Below are 22,946 nucleotides of genomic sequence, written 5' to 3' on the forward strand. Positions count from 1 at the left end.
TTCCAGACCCGAGAAAGATCAATAGCTGCTGTCGTCAGCGACAGCCGTGCCTTCGCTGACCGCCGCACGCCGCCTGGCCGCCGGCTTGGCGGCCTGCTCGAAGTGCGCCTGGCGCCGTTGCAGGGCTTCGAGCAGACCGAAGTCCTGCGGGAAGTCGTCGACCTGGATCGCGTGGTCGCCGTACTCGACGTAGCGTTCGAGCAACTGCTCCTCCTCGGCGCTGATCAGTTGCAGTTCCAGGGCCTTGGCACGCCAGACCACAAAGGCCTCGCGGGAGATCGGCAGCGGCGCAATGGTCCCGTCGCGGACCGCTGTCTTGAGCCGCGCCTCGATCAGTTCCACCTGCGGCAGCAGGCGGAAGGCCAGTTCGCCATAGGCCAGCTTGTCGATGTCCGGTTGCGGGATATAGGAATCGGCCAGCAGCCGATCGCGGCTCGCACCCGACTGTTGCACCAGTTCGGCGACTTCGCCGAGCAGGCGGTCGGACGGCTTGCGCAGCGGGATACCGAACGGGAAGCTCAGCGCACGAATCACCCGCGCCGCGGCCTTCGACGGGTAGTTGTCGAGGGTTTCGGCCAGGGCCTCATGGGCACGCAGCAAGGCATCCTGGGCAGCCCAGTGCACCAGCGGCAGGTCGCCCTGTGGACGCCCGTCGTCCTCGAAGCGCTTGAGCACGCAGGACAGGATGTACAGTTGCGAAAGGATGTCGCCCAGGCGACCGGTGATGCTTTCCTTGCGTTTCAATGCCCCCCCCAGCACGCCCATGGAGATATCCGAGGCCAGCGCCAGCACCACCGACAGGCGTTCGATCTGCCGGTAGTAGGCGGCCAGCGCCTTGTCGGTTTTCGCCGGGGCCTTGAGCAGGCGCCCGCCACTCAGGCCATGGACCGCCGCCCGTACGGTGTTGGCGACGACGAAGCTGATATGGCCGAACATTGCACTGTCGAACGCGTCCAGGCCGGCACGCCCCTGGGCGCGGGCAGCTTCCATTTCGCGGAACACATAGGGATGGCAACGGATCAGCCCCTGGCCGTAGATGATCAGGCAGCGGGTCATGATGTTCGCGCCTTCCACGGTGATCGCGATCGGACTCTGCTGGTAGGCGCGGGCCAGGAAGTTGTTCGGGCCCATGCAGATACCCTTGCCGGCGACGATGTCCATGCCGTCATTGACCACCGCCCGGGCACGCTCGGTGACGTGGTACTTGGCGATGGCCGAGATCACCGACGGTTTTTCCCCGGCATCCAGCGAGGCCACCGACACCTTGCGCACCGCGTCACAGGCATACAGGTGCCCGGCCATCCGCGCCAAGGGGGCCTGCACGCCTTCGAACTTGCCGATGGGCAGGCCGAACTGCTTGCGCATCGCCGCATAGGCGCTGGTGCCCCGCACCGCGATCTTGCTCAGGCCGACGTTGGCCGACGGCAGCGAGATCGCCCGCCCGGCGGCCAGGCATTCCATCAGCATGCGCCAGCCGTTGCCGACCTGGTCGCGGCCGCCGATCACCCACTCCAGGGGAATGAACACGTCCTTGCCCTGGGTCGGGCCGTTCTGGAACACCGCATTGAGCGGCCAGTGCCGACGGCCGGTCTGCACGCCGGGATGGCTGGTGGGAATCAGCGCGCAGGTGATGCCCAGGCTGCCCTTGCGCCCCAGCAGGCCCTCGGGGTCTTCGGCGCGGAACGCCAGGCCGAGCACCGTGGCGATCGGGCCCAGGGTGATGTAGCGCTTGTCCCAGGTAACCCGGAAGCCCAGCACTTGCTCGCCCTCGAACTGGCCCTTGCAGACGATGCCGACATCCGGGATGGCCCCGGCATCGGAACCGGCGTACGGGCTGGTCAGGGCGAAGCACGGAATGTCCTCGCCGCGCGCCAGCTGCGGCAGGTAGTGCTGGCGCTGGGCCTCAGTGCCGTAGTGCAGCAGCAGTTCGGCCGGGCCGAGCGAGTTGGGCACCATCACCGAGATCGCCGCCGCCGAGCAGCGGGTCGACAGCTTCATCACCACCTGGGAATGGGCGTAATGGGAGAACCCCTTGCCGCCATACTGCTTGGGAATGATCATGCCGAGAAAGCCGGCATCCTTGGTGTATTGCCAGGCCTGGGGCGACATGTCCTGCCAGACCTGGGTGGTTTCCCAGTCGTTGGCCATGTCGCAGAGGGTTTCCACCTCGTTGTCGAGGAACGCCTGTTCCTCCGCGCTCAGGCTCGCCGGAGCGGCCTTGAGCAGGCGCTCCCAGTTCGGCTTGCCGCTGAACAGCTCGGCATCCCACCACACCGTGCCGGACTCGATGGCGGCGCGCTCGGTGTCGGACATCGCCGGCATGATCTGGCGAAACAGCGCCAGAGCCTTGCTGCTGAGCAAGGCCCGACGCAGCGGTTTGATGGCCAGCACCCCAGCGGGCAGCAGGACCAGGATCGCCGCCACCGCCGCCCCCAGCGGACCGACCACGTTGAACAGATAGCCGCCGGCCAGCCAGGCCAGCACGGCACCCAGCCAGGCACTCGCCGGGGCTTGTCGATAGGCGAGGACCAGAGCCCCTGCCAGTGCAATCAATAACCAGGAAATCATGAATACACCTCTTGTGCGATACGAGACAAAGCACCGATGCCGCTCTTGACCGACATCCTTGATCAGCCACCCGTGGGTGGCTCGCAGGCTCTACCTTACAAAGAATAGATATGTTTTAAAATTATTTTTTAAATTAATTTTTACCAGAAACTCGAAACCAAAAAACCGACCCCCGGTCGGTTCTGCAAAGGCAGGGAATCAACGAATACAGGCGCTACGACGATGACATCGGAAAGGACCGCGCGGGATGCGCCAGCAGCACCCTCTCCCTGTCACCGTCGTATACACGACGAGACGTGTCAGAACCTGTAGGTTGCCGACAGGCTCACTACTTCACCCGAGGAGTCGGCCTTGCCATCGAGGGTCGATCCACCCAGACGATCCTGGTTGTGGGTATTGATCTTGGCTTCCTTCACGAACTGCCGCGAGTAGGCACCGTCGATGCTCAGCCCGGGTATCTCCTTGATCTCGTAACCGAAGCCCAGCGAGGTGAACCAGCGATCGTTGTCGGGAATCCGCGGGTCGCGGGTCGAGCCACGGGTCGGCGTCTGGTCGAATGCCACGCCCGCACGCAGGGTCAGGCGGTCGGTGAACTTATAGTCGCCGCCCAGCGAGTACATCATGGAGTCCTTGTAGTTGTAGGGAATGGCCACGAGGACGTTGCCATCGGACTTCAGCGTCAGGTCCTTGAACGACGACCATTGGGTCCAGGTGGCACTGGCACCCAGGGTGAAGCGATCGTTGAACACGTGGACCCAATCGAGACCAGCGGTGGCCGGAATGTCCAGCTGGGTACTGGCATTGGCGCCATCCGGATAGAGTTTCAGGCCTGGGTAGGCCAACTCCACCAGCGACTCTCCGTTGGGACCGAAGGGTTGGGTCATGTAGGTCCGGCCCAATGCATCGGCACGGATGTTGTACTTGCCCTCCATCTTGTTCTTGATCTTGGCGTGATAGTTCAGACCCAGAGTGTCCTGGTCGGTGGGTTTCCAGACTACGCCGGTGAACCAGCCCACCGAGGTGTTATCCACCTTCACCCGGATCAGGTTGGAACCGACACCGGACGGGAATGGCAGGCCGATGTTCGGGGAAAGCGCAGCAGCCCCCGTCAGGTTGAGGTTCTGGCTGACAAAACCCTTGCTGTGCTGGACGATGACACCGGCACCGAGCGAGAACTCATCGTTGACCTTGAACGACAGTGAGCCGGTCAGGCCAACGGTTTCAATCTTGGTGTCCACTGCGAAGTCGCGTCCTTTCCAGTCCTCATCCCAGGTGCTGCGCATGCCTTGCGGCACGACCTGGCTGAGACCGAAGGCCAGTCGATCGTTGATCGGCATGACCATGAAACCTGTTGGCAGCCAGGCGGTAAAGCCACCCTGCCCGCCATCGCCGGTCAGCGGCACGGCATCCCCCGGGATACCGTTTCCGTCTACGGGAGTCGTTGACGCAGGGTTGCCCTGATAATCGGTGGCAGTCCCCTTGTACTTGATCTTGATGCGGGCGTAGTCAACGGTGAACTGCGCGACATTCTGGTCGATAAAAGCCATGGCTGCCGGGTTGTTGTAGGCCGCGCTGGGGTCGTTCTTGAACAATGAACCACCGCCGAAAGCACGCCCCCAGCCGGGAGCACCATAGGTCGGGGTGGAAAAGCCGCCTGCCTGGACCTGCACCGTAGTCCCCAGGCCACCGAGCACGGCCAGTGCGACTGCAATGCGTAAATGTTGTTTCTTATTATTCATGCCCCACTCCTTATTATTATCAACCGCCACCGGTCATCCCGGCTCACCCACACTTGAACAGGCGCCTCCGAAGAGGCGCCGTTCTTTTCAACGAGTGATCAGCACGTTGTCCCGCTTATTGGAGAACGAAAGTCGGGTTGGGCGTAACGCTCAGGGCGGTGATGGTGCAGCTGCCAACCGATTGTGGAGCAGGCGACAGCGACAGCACCCCGCCACCGTAGGCAGTGGTCACGTTGGCAGTACCGCAGTTGCTGATGATCGAGAAGCTGACACCACCAACCGTCGCACTCGTTGCGCTGGTAGGAGTCAGTGTCCATGGCAGGCCGCCCATCTTCGGCACGTTGCACAGTGCGTTGCTGCCACTGACAGTGACAGCGGTGATCGATGCAGTTTTGCTATCGGCTGCAACGGTACCCGTGAAGGTAATGTTGCAGGTGACTGGCACATTGAGCGAAGCAGGTGATTTCACCGTGATGGTACCAGGCGCGGTGAAAGTGCTTCCTGCTGGAGGCGACACGATGGTAGCAGCGCTAGCCATCGACATGGCGCCCATGCAGACAGCCATGGCAGTTGCAGACACGAGAGTCTTGATGCCTTTCATTGTTGTTTTTCCTCACATGTATGGCGATTCATTTCGCCGGGGTTAATGGCCTTTTGAGACGACACGGAGTACCGCAACCACGACCGAGCTTCCCTTTCAGCCAAACTTCAAAATTCTGCTGTGGCCTGAACCACCGCCGACTCAGGGGACTACCCGGAACGTCGGCGGCATCTGGATCGAAACCGTCTTGATGGTGCAACCGCCGTCCAGCGCCACGTTGGCCGCCTGGAGCTTGCCGGTGCTGTTGTTCCAGCTGCCTTCGGCGGTAGTCGGCCCGCAGTCGCCGCCCACCAGCGGCGCATGCACGGTGACCTGGATACCGGACATCGCACCGCTGGTTTCATCCTTGGCGATCAGCTTCCAGGGCAGGTGCGTGGCCTCGACCTGGCCGCACTTGAGGCCGCCGTCGAAACCGACCTTCTCGACGCTGACATAACTGCCGTCGGCACTGATCCGGCCACTGACCTGGATGGTGCAATCGGCACTGATGATGCTCTTGGCGAAACTGATGGGGCCCTTGGCGGTGAACTCGGCATTGGCCGGCTCGATCCGCGCCGCGGCAAACGCCGGCGCCACCTGGGAAAGCCCCAGCAGCGCGGCAACGACACGAACGGTCAACAGAACCTTGTGCATGGTCGACATCCTTCCCGTTACTTATTGTTTTTATCCGGTCAACTTGTCACGGCTGCAAACAGCCCCCGAAAGTGGGCAAGCCGCTCCCGTCATGCGCACTTTCAAGTACGCATTCAATGCAACTCTTCAATTCAATCGGTGTAGCGAGTGCCGTACTGTTGAAGCAACTGCTTTCGCCTGGAAGGTTGCAGATTCGCCAGGCGCACATCACCCGCGTAGTGCGCCAGCACCCGGTGATCCATCAGCCGCCGCCAGAGGAACGGCACGTAGGCCCAGACGATCATGCTCGCGTAGCCGTAGGGCAGTTGCGGCGACTCGTCGAAATGCCGCAGTGCCTGGTAACTGCGGGTGGGATAGGCGTGGTGATCGGAGTGGCGCTGCAACTGGAACAAAAAGATGTTGGTGACAATACGGTTGCTGTTCCAAGAGTGCCGGGGCGAGCAACGTTCATAACGACCATTGGGCAACTTCTGACGCAACAGGCCGTAATGCTCCACATAGTTCACCACTTCCAGCAGCGAGAACCCGTAGATACCCTGGATGATCAGGAAAGGAATCACCGCCACACCCAACCAGGCAATCAGCACGCCCCACAGCACCACACTGAACAGCCAGGCCGTCAACACCGTGTTTTTCCAGTGGAAGGTCGGCAGGCCCTGCTTGTGCAGGCGCTCGCGCTCCAGGTGCCAGGCCGAACGCAGGCTGAACCAGACCGAACGGGGCAGGAAGCTCCAGAAACTCTCGCCCAGGCGCGAACTGGCCGGATCCTCCGGCGTCGCCACCCGTACGTGGTGACCGCGATTGTGTTCGACGAAGAAGTGCCCATAGCAGGTCGGTGCCAGGGCCACCTTGGCCAGGAACTGCTCCAGCGGCCGGGTCTTGTGGCCCAGCTCGTGGGCGATATTGATCGCGATACCCGTCGCCGCCCCGGTGGACATCGCCATGCCCAGGTAGGTGAACCAGCCGATACTGCCATGCACCTGGGCCCGCTCGGTGATGTAGCCCAGCAGGCCGGCCAGGCCGCCCTGCAGGTGATGGGCCTGGACCAGTTGCGTCAGGCCACCGCCGATGATCCAGTCGATGCCACCGGCGGCCATCCAGGCCGTGGTGACCACGGAAAGGCACATCAGGGCGACACAGGCGTAGATGATCCAGCGGTAGTAGGTCTGTTTTTCGAGGTCAGGAACGATGGTTTCCGGTGGGTTGCTGCGGTCTTCGCCGAGCAGGCCGTCGATCATCGGGATCAGGCCGAAGATCACCACCACCCCGCTCCACCACAGCGATTGAACGCCGGTGACCAGGGCAAAGATGCCGGACAGCACCGGGGTTGCCATGGGCAAGGCGCCGAGCCACCACAGGTGACGCTTGCCATCCGTCCAGATGCCAGGTGCAGCGACAGTGGAGTTCATGGCAACCTCCGGACGACGCTGATGGACGGCGCTGTGGCGGATGCAGCCCAGATGCGGGCCGAATCTTGCGCCAGGCAGCGGGCAGGAGTAGACAGAGAAAATGCTTCAAAAGGCGTTATTTTCATTATTCTAACCGCTCAATTGCATTTTTTAAAAAAAACATTCAAAACGTTTTTTCAAAAAACTAGCCCGATTTCGATAGCTCGTCAACTATTTTTTTGGCGTCATTTCGAATGTCGTTCGTGGCGCCGCTCGCACACCTGAAACCCATCTCAGGAAAGCGTGGCGGCCGCTGCTTCGTGTTGCCGGGTGGTACCTTGTTGCTCGTTGGCCCGAGCGGCGACAGCGCGCACCATGGCCACGACCGGCTCAACTGCCGTCACCGGCAGCATGTGCCCTCGCCCCTCGAGAATGTCCATTTGAATGCCGGGCACCAGGCCCGCCATCGACTCGCCGTGCCGGCGATAGTCCAGCACCTCGTCCTGCGCGCCGTAGATCAGCCCCACCGGCAGGTCGAGCTGCGGATAGCGCCGGACCATCCGCAGCAGATCGTCGTTGACCGTGGCGATCTCGCTGGAGGCGCAATAGAAGTTGCCGGAGCGCATGCCCAGCAGGCCGCCGCCGCGCTCGGCGAAATCCGCCGGCGGCCGTTCGGGCGCGAACACCGCCTTGAGCAGGCTGCCGCGTCCGAGCATGGCCATGGGCGCCGCCAGGGTCCGGGCGAACCAGCGCCGGATGAAGTCGGGCCTGACCCCCAGTGACAGGAACACCAGGGGCAGCATGCGCTGCGGATGGGTCAAGGGAGCCACCAGCACCAGCCCGGACACCCGCTGTGGATGATCGAGCGCCAGGGCCAGTGCCAGCGCGCCACCCAGGGAGTGCCCGACGACCAGTGGCCGGTCCAGGTGCAGGATCTCGATGAAACGGGCGACCAGGCTGGCCTGCGCGGTAATGCTGACACCCGCACCGCGAGAGCGGCTCGAATAACCGGAACCGGGGCGATCCAGGGTGATCACGCGGAACTGCTCGCACAGCCGGGGCGACAGCGAATGGGTCAGGTTGCGCCCGCAACCGCTCAGGCCATGGATCATCACCAGCACCGGGCCCTTGCCTTCATCCACATAGTGAAGGCGCTCGCCGTCGACTTCGATAAAACGCCCATCGGGCGGCACGGCCTGTTCGATCCGGCGATTGATCCGGTTGCTGGTGGCCCAGAGTCCGACACTGCCCAGCACAAAAGCCACCGCTGCTACGCCCCATCCCATGACTTCAGCCCTCTGCCTCCCTGCACCCGGCCAGGAACCGGTATTGGCTCCTGCCGTGGCTATCTCCCGGCGCCTGTTGCGCGACTCCCATCGGTCGGGTGAGTCGGTCAATTCGTACAGACCACTAGCGTAGGTGAGATTTTCAGGTAAATTATTTAAATTAATTTTTAAAACAAATAATTTAATTGTGCAACACCGGGTTTTCCCCAAGCGACGAAACTGACGGTCAGGCGTCGCCACAATCGAGGTACACACCATGAATGCGTACTCGTCACCCCCAGGCCGCGAATCGGTCGATATCGCGATCATCGGCTCCGGCTTTGCCGGGCTGTGCATGGCCATCAAGCTGAAAGAGGCCGGGATGGCCGATTTCTTCATTGCCGAACGCGCCGACTCGCTCGGCGGTACCTGGCGGGACAACCACTATCCGGGCTGCGCCTGCGATGTGCAGTCCCATGTCTATTCCTTTTCCTTCGCACCCAACCCGCACTGGAGCCGGCAGTTCGCGCCCCAGGCGGAAATACGCGCCTACCTGGAGCGCTGCGCCCGGGACTTTGGCCTGACGCCGCACCTGCGCTACAACATGGAGCTGCAGCAGGCCGTGTACGACGAGACGCAGCAACGCTGGCGCCTGAGCTTTTCCGATGGCCGCGAAGTCAGCGCCCGGGTGCTGATCAGCGGCATGGGCGGGCTGTCCCGCCCGGCATTGCCGGATATTCCGGGGCTGGAGAATTTCGCCGGCAAGAGCTTTCATTCCCAGCACTGGGATCACCAGTACCCACTGGAGGGCAAGCGTGTCGCGGTGATCGGTACCGGTGCCAGCGCCATCCAGTTCGTGCCGCAGATCGCCCCGCGGGTGGCGCACCTGAGCCTGTTCCAGCGCACCCCGCCGTGGATCCTGCCCAAGCCCGACCGCCCGTTGTCCGACGCCGAGCGCTGGCTGTTCAAGCACCTGCCGTTCACCCAGCGCCTGGCCCGTTCGGCCATCTACTGGCTGCTCGAAAGCCGGGTGATCGCCTTCGCCCGCCAACCCAGGCTGATGAAACTGGTGCAGAAGGTCGCCCTGCGCCACCTGCACAAGCAGGTCGCGGCCCCGACCCTGCGCCAGGCCCTGACCCCCGACTACACCATCGGCTGCAAGCGCATCCTGATCTCCAACGACTATTACCCAGCGCTGACCCGCAGCCACGTCAGGGTGGTGACCCAGGACGTGCAGCGGATCGAGGCCGATGCCGTGGTCACCGCCGATGGCGTGCGCCACCCGGTCGACTGCCTGATCTACGGCACCGGTTTCCAGGCCACCGAACCGCTACCCCGTGGCCTGCTGATCGGCCGCAACGGCGAGGACATCATGGACGCCTGGGCCGAGGGTGCCCACGCCTACCTGGGCACCTGCCTGCCCGGCTACCCCAACCTGTTCCTGATCATCGGCCCCAACACGGGCCTGGGGCACAACTCGATGATCCTGATGATCGAGGCCCAGGTCGACTACATCCTCCAGGCACTGAAACAGATGCGCGACCAGCGGATCCGCGCCCTGGAGGTCCGGCCCCAGGTCGAAAGCCGGTACAACAGCCGGCTGCAGCAGCAGCTCAAGCGGGCGATCTGGTCCACCGGCGGTTGCCGCAGCTGGTACCTGGACCCGCGCACCGGCAAGAACACCACGCTCTGGCCGGGCTCGACCTGGCGTTTCCGCCAGGCGACGCGGCACTTCGAGCTGCGCGACTACCTCACCTTCGGCGACAGCCATCAGCGCCCCGCCGCTGCCGCGCCCGCCGCCATCGAACCCGCACAAGGCAGCCACTCATGAAGACATTCGACGGCAAGGTCGCCGCCATCACCGGCGCCGCTTCCGGCATGGGCCGCGCACTGGCCATTGCCCTGGCCCGCGAGGGTTGCCACCTGGCGCTGGCCGACAAGAACGCCGCCGGCCTGGAACAGACATTGCACCTGGCCCGCGCCGCGGCGCTGCTGCCCCTGCGCATGAGCTCGCAGGTGCTCGACGTGGCCGATCGCCTGGCGATGTTCGACTGGGCCGCAGCCACCGCCGCCGAACATGGCCAGGTCAACCTGATCTTCAACAACGCCGGCGTGGCGCTGTCGAGCACCATCGAGGGCATGAGCCTGGAAGACCTGGAGTGGATCGTCGGCATCAACTTCTGGGGCGTGGTGCATGGCACCCAGGCCTTCCTGCCCTACCTCAGGCAGTCCGGCGAGGGGCATATCGTCAACACCTCCAGCGTGTTCGGGCTGTTCGCCCAGCCGGGCATGAGCGGCTACAACGCCAGCAAGTTCGCCGTGCGCGGTTTTACCGAAGCGCTGCGCCAGGAACTCGACCTGATGAACTACGGCGTCTCGGCCACCAGCGTGCACCCGGGCGGCATCCGTACCGATATCGCCCGCGCCAGCCGCATCAGCGACAACGTCAAGGGCCTGCTGATCGACAGCGAGCAACAGGCCCGGGCCGACTTCGAGAAGCTGTTCATCACCAGTGCCGAACAGGCCGCCAGGGTGATCCTGCAGGGCGTGCGCAAGAACCGCCGCCGCGTGCTGATCGGCCGTGACGCCCACGCCCTGGACCTGTTCGTCCGGCTGCTGCCCAGCGCCTACCAGGCCCTGGTGGTGTTCCTCACCCGGCGCCTGTCGCCCCTGGGCCGCCGCAAGAACAGGGCCGCAGGCTACGACGTCAAGGACTCGGGCGGAATCTGACCGCCCTCAACCGACATTTCAGGAGGGCCAGCCATGCTGCCAATCCGTCGCGACATCCACCCCGAACTGCCAGCCGAACGCATCAAGGACTGGCATGCCGAGGGCCCCTGGGTCACGCATTTCTTCAACGCCCTGTCCCTGCTGTTCCCCTCCGGCGAGCTGTTCTTCATGGACAGCGTGCGCCACTACCGCGACCGCATAGAGGACCCGCAACTGCGCAAGGCGATCCAGGGTTTCATCGGCCAGGAGGCCATGCACAGCCGTGAACACCTGCTCTACAACGACCTTTTGCAGAACGCCGGCCTGCCGGCGCACCTGCTCGACCGGCGCCTGCGGGCCATCCTCGACTTCCAGAAGAAACACTTCGCGCCGTCGTTCAACCTGGCGATCACCATCGCCCTGGAACACTACACGGCGATGCTCGCCGACCTGCTGCTACGCGACCCGAGCCGCTTCGGCGATTCGGTCGAGGGCTACCGGCAGATGTGGACCTGGCACGCCCTGGAGGAAACCGAACACAAGTCGGTGGCCTTCGATGTCTGGAACACGGTGATCAAGCCGGGGCCCAAGCGCTACCTGCTGCGGACCGGCGCGATGCTGTCGACCACGTTCTTTTTCTGGCTGGTGGTGTTCGACTTCCATGTCCGCCTGCTGATCGCCGACCGCAAGGCCGGCCATCACCTGCGGGGCGGGTGGCGGATGATCAAGTATCTGTTCGGCTGGCGCGGGGTGTTTCCGCGCATTGCGCTGCCGTGGCTGGACTACTTCAAGCCGGGGTTCCATCCCTGGGACCATGACAACCGCGAGCAACTGGAGCGCATCGAGGGGTTGATGGAGGCCATCAAGGGTGGCAAGCCTGCCCAATAGTTGAGTGGGCGCCGGAATCAGCTGTCACCTTTAGAGCCCTGTTCGCGGATAAATCCTGCTCCCGCAAACGCTTCGCGCTGAGCACAGGCCCTATGAGCCCGGTCAATCGGTGGGAGCCGGCGGTCCGGTTCATCCGCGAACAGGCGCACCCCAACCTCAGAAGGCCTCCTCCACCGCCTTCACCTCACTGGCGGTGTCGATACTCACCACCACCGACATCCCCGGCCGCAGCCGCTCGGCCTCGGCCTGGCCCGGATCGACGGTGATCCGCACCGGCACCCGCTGGGCGATCTTGACGAAGTTGCCGGTGGCGTTATCGGCCTGCAACAGGCTGAACTCCGAGCCCGTGGCCGGCGCGATGCGCTGGACCCGCCCGGTAAAGCGGCGATGGTCGAGGGCATCCACGGTGAACGACGCCGCCTGCCCTTCGCGCACCCCGGCCATCTGCGTTTCCTTCAGGTTGGCGATGACCCAGCGCCGCTCCGGCACCAGCGCCATCAGTTGCGCACCGGAGTTCACATAGGCGCCCAGGCGCACGCCGATCTGCCCCAACTGCCCGTCCCGGGGCGCCACCACCCGGGTATTGGACAGGTCGATGCGCGCCAGCTCGACCGCCGCCTCGGCACTGGCCACCGCCGCTTCCAGCGACCCGCGGTTGACCACCACCGTCTGCAGGTCCTGCCGGGAAATCTCCAGCGCGGCCTCGGCCTGGGCGATGGCCGCCAGGGTCTGGGCCCGGTCGGCACGGGTCACGTCCAGCTCACGGCGTGATACCGAGCCATCGGCGATCAACGCCTGGTTACGGGCCAGGTCGGCTTCGCTCTTGCGCGATTGCGCCTTGCTGTTCTCCAGGGCGGCGCGCCGCTGGGCAATGGTTGCCTCGGCACTGCGCCGTTGCTGCAGATTGTTGGCCAGGGCAGCCTTCTGCACCGCCAGTTGGGCCAGTGCCTGGTCCAGGCGTTGCTGGTAGATGCGGTCGTCGAGGCGCACCAGCAGGTCGCCGGCCTTGACGTGCTGGAAGTCCTGCACCGGCACCTCGAACACATAGCCGCTCAACTGCGGGCCAATCAGCGTCACCTGGCCGCGAACCAGCGCGTTCTCGGTGCTCTCGATGGCACTGCTGAACGGCGGCAGTTGCCAGGCGTACAGCACGATCAGCACGCCGACCAGGGCGATCGCGGCAAAGCCCAGTGACGAGATGATCCGCACCCGCAACGAGCGCGGTTCGGTCGACGATGCCCCGGGAGGCGTCTGGCCCTCGGCGGTGGCGGCAATGGCATTGGTGGTGGTGACGGATTCGCTCATCGTGGGGTGGCACCGCTGCTGGAGGTGGAAGGTGGAGGATTGCCGGCGACCCGCCGCGTGGTGCTCATCAGCCACAGGCTGCGGATGAAGATCCAGATCATGGTCAGCACCGCGATCAGCGCGATCAGCATGAACACATCGTTATAGGCCAGCACGTTGGCCTCGCGGGTCGCCGCCGTGGCCAGCGCGCGCATGCCCTGGGTGGTACGCAGCGCCGGATCGAAAATGGTCGAGGCATAACCGGCGGCGGAACCCTGTATCCGCGCGGCCACCAGCGGGTCGCTCAGCACCAGGTGCTCGACGATGCCGCTGGAGTGGAGTTTCTCGCGCACCACCTGGAAGGTTCCCAGCAGCGCCGAACCGATCAGCCCGCCGAGGTTGTTGCACATCCCGAACAACACGGAAAAACTCACCAGGTTGCGCGGGTTGGTGATCACGTTGCGGGTGCCCAGGGCCATGGTCGGACCGACGAAGAAGGTACCGCCGAACGCCAGCAGGAACTGGCTGAGGTACATGTTGGCCGGACGGGTCAGGTTGTTCGAGAAGCTGTCGAGGGAGGAACCCAGCGCCATCAGCGCCAGGGAAATGATCAGCGGCATGAACAGGTGGTCGGGATGAATGGTCAGGGCACTGACCGCCAATCCGGCGATGCTGCCCACCAGCATCACCAGATAAAGGCTGCGCATCTGCTCGCTCCCCATGTTCAGGGCCTGCAGGAAGCCCACCGCCCCCGTGGACTGCTCGGAGAACACCAGGCGGATCAGGATCACCGCCAGCGCCAGGCGGATCATCGCCCCGCTGCCCAGCCAGCGGGTCATCAGCATCGGGTTGCTGCGGTTGTGCTCGATCGCCAGCCCGGCCAGGATCAGCACGATCGACGCGGCGCTGGCGATGCCGATCCACGGCGCCTCCAGCCACCAGTCGATGCGGCCCAGGGACAGCACCGCACACAGCAGCGCGACACCGGTGGCGAGGATCGCGAAGGTGAGAAAGTCGAGCTTTTCGAAGGTCCTGAAACGGTCGCCCGGTGGCAGCTTGAGCAGGAGCACGCAGCCCAGCGCCGCCAGCGCCAGGCCCAGTTCGAACAGGTACAGGCCACGCCATTCGGCGATCTGCAAAAGGTCCTCGGAAAACAGCCGGGCCAGCGGCAATGCCAACTGCGAGGTGCCCAACCCCAGCACCAGGGCCTTGAGCCGCCATTTCGCCGGGAACGCCTGGATCATGTAGTAAAGGCCGAGGGAGCTCAGGGCCGCGCCGACCATGCCGTGGGCCGCGCGCACGGCAATAGCCGAACTGAGGTCGTTGACGAACAGGTGGCCGAAGGTCACCAGGGCGTAGAGCACCAGGAACACCTCGGTGAACGCCCGCAGACCGAACTGCTGGCGAAATTTCACCAGCAGCAGGTTCATCGAGACATTGGTCATCACATAGGCCGCCGGCAGCCAGGCCATTTCCGCGGTGGTGGCGCCGAGTGCGCCCTGCAGGTAAGGCAGGTTGGCCACCACCAGCGCATTGCCCAGGCCACCGGTCAGGGCTACCAGCAGCCCGACCATGGCATAGGCCAGGCGCCGGGGCGTCGAATGCAGTGGAGTCGAGGGTGAGCCGGGCAGACTGGGGCGTTCGTGGGGCTGCCAGTTGCGCGGCGTGTACTGATTCATCCCGGATTCCCGAATACAAGAGCGACTTGGAGATTACTTATTTTCGTACAGCGCCGGGAGCCTGTCAGAAAAATTCCCATGCTCGAAGCGGTTGCAGTGGGTTGAGCAAAAAATCACCGATTGCAAGCCGCAGAACGTTACAAGTTTTCACATCCCCCCGGATTCCTGAATAGAGCCTGTCTGTATGTCAAAAAGGACACGATGTTGAGCTATCTTTCATAGGCTTTTCACATCTCTACGTTTACCGTAGCCCCTGTCCAGGACTCAAGTCAGGGAATTGATGGAAATCATGAAGATAACGCGACATCACTCCTTTACCTTTCACGGTTTTAGGCTTTAATCGCCGGATGTCCGTCGTGTGTGTTTAGCATCTTCCTACAAGCAGTTCTGGTTTTGCCCGACACACTGGTACAAGTCGTCTTTCCCATGGTGAAATCCGACCTGTCACACGATGACACAGATCATCGCTTGCATTACTGAAACCTTTCTGGAAAGAAGCCTTTGAAACCTTACCCGATTCAGCGCGTGTCGATCGTCATACCGGTCTACAACGAAGAACAGAGCTTGCCCGAGCTGTTGCGCCGTACCGAAGCCGCCTGCGCGCAGTTGAGCCAGGACGTGGAAATCATCCTGGTTGACGACGGCAGCCGTGATCGCTCCGCCGATCTCCTTCAGGAAGCCGCCGAGCGCGAAGGCAGCCCGGTGGTTGCCGTGATCCTCAACCGCAACTATGGCCAGCACGCAGCGATCATGGCCGGTTTCGAGCAGTCCACCGGTGACGTGGTGATCACCCTGGACGCCGACCTGCAGAACCCGCCGGAAGAGATTCCGCGCCTGGTGGCCCAGGCCGCGCTGGGCTACGACGTGGTCGGTACCGTGCGCAACAACCGCCAGGACTCGGCCTTCCGCCGCTGGCCGTCGCGCCTGATCAACCTGGCCGTGCAGCGCTCCACCGGCGTTGCCATGAGCGACTACGGCTGCATGCTGCGCGCCTATCGCCGCAGCATCGTCGACGCCATGCTCGCCTGCCGCGAACGCAGCACCTTCATCCCGATCCTGGCCAACAGCTTCGCCCGCCACACCACCGAGGTGCTGGTGCAGCACGCCGAGCGCGAGCACGGCGACTCCAAGTACAGCCCGATGCGCCTGATCAACCTGATGTTCGACCTGGTCACCTGCATGACCACCACGCCCCTGCGGCTGCTGAGCATCATCGGTTTCGCCATGGCCGGCCTCGGCGCACTGTTCGCCTTGCTGCTGATCTTCCTGCGCCTGATTTTCGGCGCCGAATGGGCCGGTGACGGTACCTTCGTGCTGTTCGCCGTGCTGTTCGTGTTCACCGGCGGCCAGTTCATCGGCATGGGCCTGCTGGGTGAGTACCTGGGTCGCATGTACAGCGATGTCCGCGCCCGTCCACGCTTCTTCATCGAGAAAGTGCTGCGCAGTCAGCCCTCTTCCAGCAGCACTGCCGCGCAAACCCCTTCTACAACTACTGTCAATCAGGTTGCCCCATGAATCCGAAAGCTGTTGTCTTTGCCTATCACGATATCGGTTGCGCAGGCATCGAAGCCCTGCTGAACGCAGGTTATGAAATCGCTGCCGTGTTCACCCATGCCGACGATCCCAAGGAAAACACCTTCTACGGTTCGGTAGCCCAGCTGTGCGCCCTCAAGGGCATCCCGGTGCATGCCCCGGAAGACGCCAACCACCCGCTGTGGATCGAGCGCATCGCCAAGCTGAACCCGGATTTCATCTTCTCCTTCTACTACCGCAACCTGCTGAGCGAAGCGCTGCTGGCCACCGCCAAAAATGGTGCGTTCAACCTGCACGGCTCGCTGCTGCCACGCTATCGCGGCCGCGCGCCCGCCAACTGGGTACTGGTCAACGGCGAGACCGAAACCGGCGTGACCCTGCACCGCATGGTCAAGCGTGCCGATGCCGGTGCGATCCTGGCGCAGAACCGCGTCGCCATCGAGCGCTCCGACACCGCCCTGAGCCTGCACGCCAAACTGCGTGACAGCGCCGCCAGCCTGCTGCGTGACGCCCTGCCACAACTGGCCCAGGGCAAGCTGAGCGAAACCGCCCAGGACGAGTCCAAGGCCACCTACTTCGGCCGCCGTACCGCCGCCGATGGCAAGCTGGTCTGGAGCAAGCCTGCCGAAGAACTGTTCAACCTGATTCGCGCCGTGACCAAGCCTTATCCGGGTGCGTTCTGCGCCGTGGGTGAGCACAAGCTGATCGTCTGGGGCGCCGAAGTGGTCAAGGGCAACGAAGGCCAGGCGCCTGGCCGCGTGATCAGCGTCGACCCGCTGCGCATCGCCTGCGGCGAGGACTCGCTGGTGATCAACGCCGGCCAGCGCAATGAAAACGGCCTGTTCCTCAGCGGCCCGCAACTGGCCAACGAGCTGGGCCTGGTCGACGGCTCCCTGCTGCGTGGCGCTGAAGCGGCCCGCAAGAAACGTCGGACCCGCGTGCTGATCCTGGGCGTCAACGGTTTCATCGGCAACCACCTGTCCGAGCGCCTGCTGCGTGACGACAAGTACGAAGTCTATGGCCTGGACATCGGCTCCGACGCCATCGAACGCCTGCGCAGCCACCCGAACTTCCACTTCGTCGAAGGCGACATCAGCATCCACTCCGAGTGGATCGAGTACCACATCAAGAAGTGCGACGTGGTCCTGCCGCTGGTGGCCATCGCCACCCCGATCGAATACACCCGCAACCCGCTGCGCGTGTTCGAACTGGACTTCGAGGAAAACCTGAAACTGGTTCGCTACTGCGTCAAGTACAACAAGCGCGTGATCTTCCCGTCGACCTCCGAAGTCTATGGCATGTGCCAGGACAAGAACTTCGACGAAGACACCTCGAACCTGATCGTCGGCCCGATCAGCAAGCAGCGCTGGATCTACTCCGTCTCCAAGCAGCTGCTGGACCGCGTGATCTGGGCCTACGGCGCCAAGGGCCTGAACTTCACCCTGTTCCGTCCGTTCAACTGGATGGGCCCGCGCCTGGACCGCCTGGACTCGGCCCGTATCGGCAGCTCCCGCGCCATCACCCAGCTGATCCTGAACCTGGTGGAAGGCACGCCGATCCGCCTGTTCGACGGCGGCGAGCAGAAGCGCTGCTTCACCGACATCGCCGACGGCATCGAGGCGCTGGCGCGTATCGTCGACAACGAGAACGACTGCTGCAACGGCCAGATCATCAACATCGGCAACCCGGACAACGAAGCCAGCATCCGCCAACTGGGCGAAGAGCTGCTGCGTCAGTTCGAAGCGCACCCGCTGCGCGGCAACTTCCCTCCGTTCGCCGGTTTCCGCGAGGTGGAGAGCAAGGCGTTCTACGGCGCCGGCTACCAGGACGTGGAACACCGCAAGCCGAGCATCGAAAACGCCAAGCGCCTGCTGAACTGGGAGCCGACCGTCGAGATGAGCGAAACCATCGGTAACACCCTGGACTTCTTCCTGAAGGAAGCCATGCTCGAAATCGCGGAAAAACGCTGATGCAAGCTGGACTTCGTATCGATGTGGACACCTATCGCGGCACCCGTGACGGTGTGCCGCGACTGCTGGAACTGCTCGACGAGGCCCAGGTCAAGGCGACGTTCTTCTTCAGTGTCGGGCCGGACAACATGGGGCGCCACCTGTGGCGCCTCATCAAGCCGCAGTTCCTGCTGAAGATGCTGCGCTCCAAGGCAGCCAGCCTGTACGGCTGGGACATTCTCCTGGCCGGCACCGCCTGGCCAGGCAAGCCGATCGGTCGGGACCTGGGGCATCTGATGCGCCAGACCCTGGCCGCCGGTCACGAAGTCGGCCTGCACGCCTGGGATCACCACGGCTGGCAGGCCAATGCCGGACGCTGGAGCGAAGTCGAGCTGATCGAACAGATCCGCCGTGGCGTCGACTGCCTGAGCGACATCACCGGGCAAGCCGTCGAATGCTCTGCCACCGCCGGCTGGCGGGCGGACGAGCGCGTCGTGCAAGCCAAAGAACATTTCGGCTTTCGCTACAACAGCGATTGCCGGGGACACGGCCTATTCCTGCCACGGCTGGCAGACGGTAGCCCGGGCACCCCGCAAATCCCCGTGGACCTGCCGACCTTCGACGAAGTCGTCGGTGCGGACCTGGCCGCGAAAGACTTCAACGCATTCATACTCGACCGGTTCAGCCCGGCGAAACTGAATGTCTACACCATCCATGCAGAAGTAGAAGGGATTCTGATGGCAAACGAGTTTCGTCAGCTGCTGGCGCAAGCCAAGGCACGCAGTATCGAGTTTCAACCCCTGGTCAATCTGCTGCCAGCCCAGCTGGACAGACTGCCCGAAGGTCGACTGGTGCGTGGCACCCTCAGTGGCCGTGAAGGCTGGCTGGGGGTACAGCAGGGATGACCAGACGCTGGGCTTTGCCACTCCTGTTCCTCGCTTTCCTGCTGTTCTATCTGGCTCCGCTGATGAGCCACGGCATGTGGATTCCGGATGAAACCCGCTACGCGCAGATCGGCCAGGAAATGCTCCTGCGCGGCCACTGGGCGGCACCGCACTTCATGGAGCTGCGCTACTTCGAGAAGCCGATTGCCGGCTACTGGATGATTGCCATCGGCCAGGCGATCTTCGGCCAGAACTTCTTCGGCGTGCGCTTCGCCTCGGCCATGAGTACGGGCCTGAGCGTGTTGCTGGTGTATCTGCTGGCCGGGCGCCTGTGGAACGACCCGCGCAAGAGCTTCGCCAGCGCCGCGCTGTTCATGAGCTTCGGGTTGATCGCCGGCCAGGCCGGCTATGCCAACCTCGATCCGCAATTCACCTTCTGGGTCAACCTGAGCTTCGTCGCCCTGTGGCTGGCGATCGACAGCCAGACCCGCAAGGCCCGCCTGCTGTCCTGGGCGGCCCTGGGCTTCGCCTGCGGCTGGGGCTTCATGACCAAGGGGTTCCTGGCCCTGCTGCTGCCGGTACTGATCGCCCTGCCCTACATGATCTGGCAGAAGCGTTTTCGCGAACTGGTGGGTTATGGCCTGGTGGCGGTGCTGGTCGCCGCGCTGGTCAGCCTGCCCTGGGTCATCGCCGTGCACCTGCAGGAACCGGACTACTGGCGTTTCTTCTTCTGGCACGAGCATATCCGCCGCTTCGCCGCCGAAGACGCCCAGCACACCCGGCCGTGGTGGTTCTACCTGCCGCTGATCGTGGTTTCCAGCCTGCCCTGGGCCCTGCTGTTCCCGATCACCCTCAAGGATGCCTGGAAAGGCAAGGGCCAGCGGATTACCGCGTTCCTGCTGCTGTGGCTGTTCCTGCCGCTGGCGTTCTTCAGCCTCAGCCGCGGCAAGCTGCCGACCTACATCATGCCGTGCCTGATGCCATTGGCGCTGCTGATGGGCCATTCGCTGATGGAGCGGCTCAACCAGGGCCTGCCCAGGGTGTCGCGCCTCAATGGCCTGCTCAACCTGCTGCTGGGCCTGCTGGCGCTGGCTGCCGTGGTGTTCTTCCAACTGAAGAAACCGTTCTACGACAACGAGCCGCAGCACCTGGCCCTGCTGTGCGTGGTGATCGTCGGCTGGATCCTGTTCAACGCCCTGACCGTGTTCAAGCCGCTGCAATTGTGGGCGCTGCCGGCACTGGGCATGGGCCTGCTGATCGCCCTGCTGCCGGCGGCGATGCCGAGCGTGATCGTGCACAACAAGATGCCCGACCAGTTCATCGCCGACCACGAGCAGGAACTGGCCAGGAGCCGTCATCTGCTGAGCAACGACCTGGGCGCCGCCTCGGCCCTGGCCTGGCGGGTGAAACGTACCGACATCACCCTCTACAACACCCAGGGCGAGGTGAAATACGGCCTCTCCTATCCGGAGGCCGAGCACCGTACCCAGGACATGGACCAGATCCAGAACTGGATGGAGCAGGCCCGGCGTGAAGGCCAGGTGGGTGTGGTGATGCGCGTCAAGGACGAGGAAGAGTTGCGCGAAATCGACCGGTTGCCCAAGGACTTCAAGCGTTACGACGAAGGCAATATCGTGATCCTGATCTTCCCGCAGAGCGCTCCATGACCCTGGTTCTCCTCCTCGGCGCCTGCCTGCTGACGTGCCTGGGCCAGGTGGCCCAGAAGTTCGCCGTCGAAGGCTGGCGTGAAACCTCCCCGGGCGCACTCGACAAGCTGCGTTCGCCCTGGTTGTGGCTGGCCCTGGCCAGCCTCGGCCTCGGCCTGCTGGTGTGGTTGCTGGTACTGCAGCGGCTGGAGGTCGGGATCGCCTATCCGATGCTCAGCCTCAACTTCGTGCTGATCACCCTGGTGGCGCACTACCTGTTCAAGGAATCGATCGACCGCCGCCACTGGCTGGGCGTCGCCCTGATCATGGCCGGCGTGGTGCTGCTGGGGTTGCATCTATGAGCCTGGCACGCGGTTTCACCTTCGCCAGCGCTAGCGTGGTGCTGGTCAGCAGCGCCCAACTGGGCATGCGCTGGAGCATGACGCGCCTGCCCGAGCCAAGCCAGTGGCTGGACGCGCTGATGACCGGCAACGTCTCGCTGGTCGCCCTGGCCGTCGTAGCGGCTTCGATCCTCGCCTATGCGCTGTCGATGCTCTGCTGGCTGATGGCCCTGCGTGACTTGCCGCTGGGCCGCGCCTACTCGCTGCTCAGTGTCAGCTATGCACTGGTCTACCTGCTGGCCGCCAGCCTGCCGTTCTTCAACGAAAGCTTCAGCCTATCCAAGACCCTGGGGGTGGCGTTGGTCATCCTCGGTGTCCTTACGATCAATTCTCCACGTATACCCCGTCCTAGAGACTCCGTATGAAAATCAGCGTAATTGGTAGCGGTTATGTAGGCCTGGTACAGGCGACTGTTCTGGCCGAAGTCGGTCATGACGTCGTGTGCATGGACGTTGACCAGAACAAGATCGACTTGCTGCGCAAGGGTCATATCCCGATCTTCGAACCAGGGCTGGAGACCATGGTCAAGAGCAATCTGGAAAGTGGCCGCCTGCACTTCACCAGCGATGAAAAGCTGGCCATCGAGCACGGCCAGGTGCTGTTCATCGCCGTCGGCACGCCATCGGACGAGGATGGTTCGGCCGACCTCAAGTACGTGCTGTCGGTGGGTGACGCCGTGATCCGCCATCGCTTCGAACCGCTGATCCTGGTGGAAAAGTCCACCGTGCCGGTCGGCACCGGCGACACCCTGCGCGCCCACATCGAGGCCGGTCTGAGCAAAGCCGGCCGCAGCCTGCAGTTCGATATCGTCTCGAACCCGGAATTCCTCAAGGAAGGCTCGGCGGTCGAAGACTGCCGCCGGCCGGACCGCATCATCATCGGCTGCGAACGCGAGGAAGTGCGCGAGGTGATGCGCGACCTGTACGCACCGTTCAACCGCAACCATGACCGCATCATGTTCATGGACCTGCGCAGCGCCGAACTGACCAAGTACGCCGCCAACTGCATGCTGGCGACCAAGATCAGCTTCATCAACCAGATCGCCGAACTGGCCGAACACCTGGGCGCCGACATCGAGGCCGTGCGCATGGGCATCGGCGCCGACCAGCGCATCGGCTACCACTTCATCTACCCGGGCTGTGGCTACGGCGGCTCGTGCTTCCCCAAGGACATGCGCGCCCTGATCCACAGCGCCCAGGAAGCCAACTGCTCCAGCGACCTGCTGCAGGCGGTGGAGGCGATCAACGAACGGCAGAAACACAAGCTGTTCGACCGCATCAATGCGTTCTACAAGGGCGACCTCAAGGGCAAGACCTTCGCCCTCTGGGGCCTGGCGTTCAAGCCCAACACCGACGACATGCGCGATGCGCCAAGCCGGGTGCTGATGGAAGCGCTATGGGCCGCCGGTGCCCAGGTCCGCGCCTTCGACCCGGAAGCCATGCAGGAAACCCAGCGCCTGTATCCCGATGAACCGGGCCTGTCGCTGATGGGTACCCCGGAAGCGACCCTGGTCGGTGCCGATGCCCTGATCATCTGCACCGAGTGGCAGCAGTTCAAGGCGCCGGACTTCGAGCGGATCAAGCAGCGCCTCAAGGCACCGGTGATCTTCGACGGCCGTAACCTGTATGACGCCAACCGCATGCAGCGCAAGGGTTTCACCTACTTCGCGATCGGCCGCGGCGCGTCCCTGGAACTGCCGGTGACCCGCCACGTAGTGATCTAGGCGGGCGGGCCCTTTCGCGGGCAAGTCGGAATGCCACACCAGCCGCTCCTACAGCG

The 22,946-nt window shown here is 63.6% G+C and carries 19 protein-coding genes; 11 read left to right on the forward strand and 8 right to left on the reverse strand.

The features are described from left to right. Positions 1–18 precede the first annotated feature (18 nt). The 5 genes from PF66_RS07050 to PF66_RS07070 all read right to left on the reverse strand — a co-directional run bounded on the left by PF66_RS07050 (position 19) and on the right by PF66_RS07070 (position 6,950). Positions 19–2,568 (reverse strand): acyl-CoA dehydrogenase, encoded by a 2,550-nt coding sequence (locus PF66_RS07050; protein WP_054062261.1) that lies wholly within the window; start codon positions 2,566–2,568, stop codon positions 19–21. Positions 2,569–2,867: 299 nt separating this feature from the next. Next, positions 2,868–4,307 carry an outer membrane protein transport protein gene (locus tag PF66_RS07055; protein WP_054056783.1) on the reverse strand — a complete coding sequence of 480 codons (1,440 nt, stop codon included), beginning with the start codon at positions 4,305–4,307 and terminating at the stop codon, positions 2,868–2,870. A 115-nt stretch (positions 4,308–4,422) separates the two neighbouring features. After that, positions 4,423–4,908, reverse strand: coding sequence for an alkane oxidation protein activator PraB (praB, locus tag PF66_RS31845; protein ID WP_081005874.1), 486 nt, complete (start codon positions 4,906–4,908; stop codon positions 4,423–4,425). A gap of 141 nt (positions 4,909–5,049) precedes the next feature. Further along, positions 5,050–5,541 carry an alkane oxidation protein activator PraA gene (praA, locus tag PF66_RS07065; RefSeq protein WP_081005873.1) on the reverse strand — a complete coding sequence of 164 codons (492 nt, stop codon included), beginning with the start codon at positions 5,539–5,541 and terminating at the stop codon, positions 5,050–5,052. Between the two features lie 131 nt (positions 5,542–5,672). Continuing rightward, positions 5,673–6,950, reverse strand: a complete 1,278-nt coding sequence (locus PF66_RS07070) for an alkane 1-monooxygenase (protein ID WP_054062262.1) — start codon at positions 6,948–6,950, stop codon at positions 5,673–5,675. Between the two features lie 21 nt (positions 6,951–6,971). Between PF66_RS07070 and PF66_RS32635 the strand changes: the two genes are divergently transcribed. After that, positions 6,972–7,214 carry a hypothetical protein gene (locus PF66_RS32635; RefSeq protein ID WP_152972976.1) on the forward strand — a complete coding sequence of 81 codons (243 nt, stop codon included), beginning with the start codon at positions 6,972–6,974 and terminating at the stop codon, positions 7,212–7,214. 8 nt (positions 7,215–7,222) lie between these two features. Here PF66_RS32635 and PF66_RS07075 read toward each other — a convergent pair whose 3' ends face one another. Further along, positions 7,223–8,215 (reverse strand): alpha/beta fold hydrolase, encoded by a 993-nt coding sequence (locus tag PF66_RS07075; RefSeq protein WP_054062263.1) that lies wholly within the window; start codon positions 8,213–8,215, stop codon positions 7,223–7,225. Positions 8,216–8,471: 256 nt separating this feature from the next. Between PF66_RS07075 and PF66_RS07080 the strand changes: the two genes are divergently transcribed. From PF66_RS07080 to PF66_RS07090, 3 genes are read left to right on the forward strand one after another with little or no spacing between them, the layout of a single operon-like run. Next, a complete protein-coding gene (locus tag PF66_RS07080) occupies positions 8,472–10,025 on the forward strand; it encodes a flavin-containing monooxygenase (RefSeq protein WP_054062264.1) in 1,554 nt (517 codons plus the stop codon). Beyond that, entirely contained in the window at positions 10,022–10,924 is a 903-nt protein-coding gene (locus PF66_RS07085) for an SDR family NAD(P)-dependent oxidoreductase (RefSeq protein WP_054062265.1), read from the forward strand. Before PF66_RS07080 ends, PF66_RS07085 begins: the two co-directional genes overlap by 4 nt. 33 nt (positions 10,925–10,957) lie before the next feature. Beyond that, complete coding sequence (locus PF66_RS07090) at positions 10,958–11,791, forward strand: metal-dependent hydrolase (RefSeq protein ID WP_054062266.1); 834 nt, start codon at positions 10,958–10,960, stop codon at positions 11,789–11,791. A 156-nt stretch (positions 11,792–11,947) separates the two neighbouring features. Here PF66_RS07090 and PF66_RS07095 read toward each other — a convergent pair whose 3' ends face one another. Continuing rightward, positions 11,948–13,096, reverse strand: coding sequence for an HlyD family secretion protein (locus PF66_RS07095; protein WP_054060830.1), 1,149 nt, complete (start codon positions 13,094–13,096; stop codon positions 11,948–11,950). Beyond that, the gene (locus PF66_RS07100) at positions 13,093–14,754 is read right to left on the reverse strand and encodes an MFS transporter (RefSeq protein WP_054062267.1); all 1,662 of its coding nucleotides are present in this window, start codon (positions 14,752–14,754) and stop codon (positions 13,093–13,095) included. Before PF66_RS07100 ends, PF66_RS07095 begins: the two co-directional genes overlap by 4 nt. Positions 14,755–15,255: 501 nt before the next feature. Here PF66_RS07100 and arnC point away from each other — a divergent pair. Genes arnC through PF66_RS07135 form a run of 7 tightly spaced genes read left to right on the forward strand, consistent with a single transcriptional unit; the run spans position 15,256 to position 22,890 of the window. Beyond that, on the forward strand, positions 15,256–16,269 hold the full coding sequence (gene arnC / locus PF66_RS07105) for an undecaprenyl-phosphate 4-deoxy-4-formamido-L-arabinose transferase (protein WP_054060832.1): 1,014 nt from the start codon (positions 15,256–15,258) through the stop codon (positions 16,267–16,269). Next, positions 16,266–18,257 carry a bifunctional UDP-4-amino-4-deoxy-L-arabinose formyltransferase/UDP-glucuronic acid oxidase ArnA gene (gene arnA, locus PF66_RS07110; protein WP_054062268.1) on the forward strand — a complete coding sequence of 664 codons (1,992 nt, stop codon included), beginning with the start codon at positions 16,266–16,268 and terminating at the stop codon, positions 18,255–18,257. Before arnC ends, arnA begins: the two co-directional genes overlap by 4 nt. Next, positions 18,257–19,141, forward strand: a complete 885-nt coding sequence (arnD, locus tag PF66_RS07115; RefSeq protein ID WP_054062269.1) for a 4-deoxy-4-formamido-L-arabinose-phosphoundecaprenol deformylase — start codon at positions 18,257–18,259, stop codon at positions 19,139–19,141. Before arnA ends, arnD begins: the two co-directional genes overlap by 1 nt. Next, on the forward strand, positions 19,138–20,787 hold the full coding sequence (gene arnT / locus PF66_RS07120) for a lipid IV(A) 4-amino-4-deoxy-L-arabinosyltransferase (RefSeq protein WP_054062270.1): 1,650 nt from the start codon (positions 19,138–19,140) through the stop codon (positions 20,785–20,787). Before arnD ends, arnT begins: the two co-directional genes overlap by 4 nt. Next, positions 20,784–21,128 carry a 4-amino-4-deoxy-L-arabinose-phosphoundecaprenol flippase subunit ArnE gene (gene arnE, locus PF66_RS07125; protein ID WP_054060836.1) on the forward strand — a complete coding sequence of 115 codons (345 nt, stop codon included), beginning with the start codon at positions 20,784–20,786 and terminating at the stop codon, positions 21,126–21,128. Before arnT ends, arnE begins: the two co-directional genes overlap by 4 nt. After that, positions 21,125–21,532, forward strand: coding sequence for a 4-amino-4-deoxy-L-arabinose-phosphoundecaprenol flippase subunit ArnF (gene arnF, locus PF66_RS07130; RefSeq protein WP_054062271.1), 408 nt, complete (start codon positions 21,125–21,127; stop codon positions 21,530–21,532). The genes arnE and arnF overlap by 4 nt, the downstream gene beginning before the upstream one ends. Continuing rightward, a complete protein-coding gene (locus PF66_RS07135; protein ID WP_054060838.1) occupies positions 21,529–22,890 on the forward strand; it encodes a UDP-glucose dehydrogenase family protein in 1,362 nt (453 codons plus the stop codon). Before arnF ends, PF66_RS07135 begins: the two co-directional genes overlap by 4 nt. Positions 22,891–22,946: the final 56 nt, after the last annotated feature.

Source organism: Pseudomonas asplenii, assembly GCF_001293465.1.
Lineage (GTDB): Bacteria > Pseudomonadota > Gammaproteobacteria > Pseudomonadales > Pseudomonadaceae > Aquipseudomonas > Aquipseudomonas fuscovaginae_B.

Bases quoted from the DNA above. Each gene is read 5' to 3' on its own strand.
- arnA (WP_054062268.1), top strand. From the start codon at position 16,266: ATGAATCCGAAAGCTGTTGTCTTTGCCTATCACGATATCGGTTGCGCA.
- PF66_RS07055 (WP_054056783.1), bottom strand. From the start codon at position 4,307: ATGAATAATAAGAAACAACATTTACGCATTGCAGTCGCACTGGCCGTG.
- arnD (WP_054062269.1), top strand. From the start codon at position 18,257: ATGCAAGCTGGACTTCGTATCGATGTGGACACCTATCGCGGCACCCGT.
- PF66_RS07070 (WP_054062262.1), bottom strand. From the start codon at position 6,950: ATGAACTCCACTGTCGCTGCACCTGGCATCTGGACGGATGGCAAGCGT.
- PF66_RS07090 (WP_054062266.1), top strand. From the start codon at position 10,958: ATGCTGCCAATCCGTCGCGACATCCACCCCGAACTGCCAGCCGAACGC.
- PF66_RS07075 (WP_054062263.1), bottom strand. From the start codon at position 8,215: ATGGGATGGGGCGTAGCAGCGGTGGCTTTTGTGCTGGGCAGTGTCGGA.
- praA (WP_081005873.1), bottom strand. From the start codon at position 5,541: ATGCACAAGGTTCTGTTGACCGTTCGTGTCGTTGCCGCGCTGCTGGGG.
- arnF (WP_054062271.1), top strand. From the start codon at position 21,125: ATGAGCCTGGCACGCGGTTTCACCTTCGCCAGCGCTAGCGTGGTGCTG.
- PF66_RS07135 (WP_054060838.1), top strand. From the start codon at position 21,529: ATGAAAATCAGCGTAATTGGTAGCGGTTATGTAGGCCTGGTACAGGCG.
- arnE (WP_054060836.1), top strand. From the start codon at position 20,784: ATGACCCTGGTTCTCCTCCTCGGCGCCTGCCTGCTGACGTGCCTGGGC.
- praB (WP_081005874.1), bottom strand. From the start codon at position 4,908: ATGAAAGGCATCAAGACTCTCGTGTCTGCAACTGCCATGGCTGTCTGC.
- PF66_RS07100 (WP_054062267.1), bottom strand. From the start codon at position 14,754: ATGAATCAGTACACGCCGCGCAACTGGCAGCCCCACGAACGCCCCAGT.
- PF66_RS07050 (WP_054062261.1), bottom strand. From the start codon at position 2,568: ATGATTTCCTGGTTATTGATTGCACTGGCAGGGGCTCTGGTCCTCGCC.
- PF66_RS07080 (WP_054062264.1), top strand. From the start codon at position 8,472: ATGAATGCGTACTCGTCACCCCCAGGCCGCGAATCGGTCGATATCGCG.
- PF66_RS07085 (WP_054062265.1), top strand. From the start codon at position 10,022: ATGAAGACATTCGACGGCAAGGTCGCCGCCATCACCGGCGCCGCTTCC.
- PF66_RS32635 (WP_152972976.1), top strand. From the start codon at position 6,972: ATGGACGGCGCTGTGGCGGATGCAGCCCAGATGCGGGCCGAATCTTGC.
- arnT (WP_054062270.1), top strand. From the start codon at position 19,138: ATGACCAGACGCTGGGCTTTGCCACTCCTGTTCCTCGCTTTCCTGCTG.
- PF66_RS07095 (WP_054060830.1), bottom strand. From the start codon at position 13,096: ATGAGCGAATCCGTCACCACCACCAATGCCATTGCCGCCACCGCCGAG.